This is a genomic window from Actinosynnema sp. NPDC023658, from assembly GCF_040639995.1.
GTDB lineage: Bacteria > Actinomycetota > Actinomycetes > Mycobacteriales > Pseudonocardiaceae > Actinosynnema.
In genome coordinates this window covers 1-1,401 of the sequence record NZ_JBFAAX010001287.1, presented here as the reverse complement: position 1 = coordinate 1,401, position 1,401 = coordinate 1, and the positions used below count along the sequence as shown (strand labels likewise).

The window sequence follows — 1,401 nt, the reverse complement described above, 5'->3', positions numbered from 1 at the left end:
GCCCGCTCCACCGCTTCGCCGCGGTCAGGTCCCGTAGGAGGGCCGGCCCATGAACCAGTTGCCCGGCGCCTCGGCGTCGTCGCTGCACCAGAACTCGATGACCGCCCCGACGAACTCCTCGGGAGACAGGTAGCCGTCGCCGTCGCGGTCCAGGTGGGTGAACGCCTCGTCGGCCTCGGCCTCGGTCAGGCGCGGGAAGTGGCCGTGCTGGAACACCAGGAACTCCGCCGGGCCGACCTTGCCGTCCCGGTCGATGTCCGCGATGGCGAGGAACGCCTCGGCCACCGCCCCGACCGTGGCCCGCGCCGCGGCGGGGTTCCCGACGAGCGTGCGGGTGGAGGTGGTGAACTGCTCGCGCGAGATGGCGTCACCGCCGTCGGGCACGTGCGGCAGGTGCAGCTCGCGCCAGATCCGCAGGTAGGCGTCGATGATCTCCCGTTCGGCCGGTGTGCCCGGCTGGTGCCCCATGGACTTGGCCACCCGCTCGCCCATCAGGACGTGGTCGGCCTCGGTGAGCCGCCCGTCCCCGTCGGCGTCCAGGTGGTCGAACCCGTGGCCGATCTTGGCGGTCAGCAGATCAGGTAGCGGCACTGGCCCTCTCCTTCGCATCGTGACCCGGTCATGCTCGGGCCCCGGCCGGAAGGCCACAACCGGTGATCGGGTGAGGTCCGAGAGGGCCGGAACCCCTGTCAGTGGGCGGATTCCGCGTCGTGTCACCAGTCCGGGTGATTCGCGGTTCGATCAGGTGACCGCGGCGGACCGGAGACGGTCGGGAACCGCCGATCGGCGGTCGGGAGAGCCGGATCGCCGCCGTGCGGTGGAACGCCTCACGGGTGCGCGTGGGGCAGGCGTAACTTCGCGGCGGAGGCGGTCGTGCTGGTCGCGGAGCGGGGTGTGCCGGTGGAGGGCGGGATGGCGCGGCGGGTGTTCATCAGCCACACGTCCGAGCTGCGGGCGTACCCGGCCGGCCGGTCGTTCGTCGGTGCGGTGGAGTCGGCGGTCGCGAGGGCCCGTGACGCCGTGGTGGACATGGCGTACTTCGCGGCCCGCGACCGGACACCGGCCTCGGCCTGCGCCGACGCCGTGGCCCGCGCCGACGTGTACGTGCTGGTGGCGGGGTTCCGGTACGGGTCGCCGGTGCGGGACCGGCCGGAGGTCTCCTACACCGAGTTGGAGTTCGAGGTCGCCGGTGACCTGGGTCTGCCGCGGCTGGTGTTCCTGCTGGACGAGGACACCGAGGGGCCGGTCGCCCTGACCCGGGACCTCGACCACGGCAGCCGGCAGGAGCGGTTCCGGCAGCGGGTGCGCGACAGCGGGCTGACCGTCGCCGCGGTGTCCTCGCCGGCCGAGCTCGAAACCGCCGTGCTGCACGCGTTGGTCGAGCTGCCGCGGGTCCGCACC

General features: G+C 73.2%; 2 protein-coding genes. One reads left to right on the top strand and one right to left on the bottom strand.

What is annotated here, in order from left to right; genetic code table 11:
* Positions 1-24: 24 nt before the first annotated feature.
* Complete coding sequence (locus AB0G02_RS40340; protein WP_360805859.1) at positions 25-591, bottom strand: EF-hand domain-containing protein; 567 nt, start codon at positions 589-591, stop codon at positions 25-27.
* Positions 592-873: 282 nt separating this feature from the next.
* Here AB0G02_RS40340 and AB0G02_RS40335 point away from each other — a divergent pair.
* Positions 874-1,401 (top strand): DUF4062 domain-containing protein (locus AB0G02_RS40335; RefSeq protein WP_360805856.1); only part of this gene is annotated, 528 nt, incomplete at its 3' end.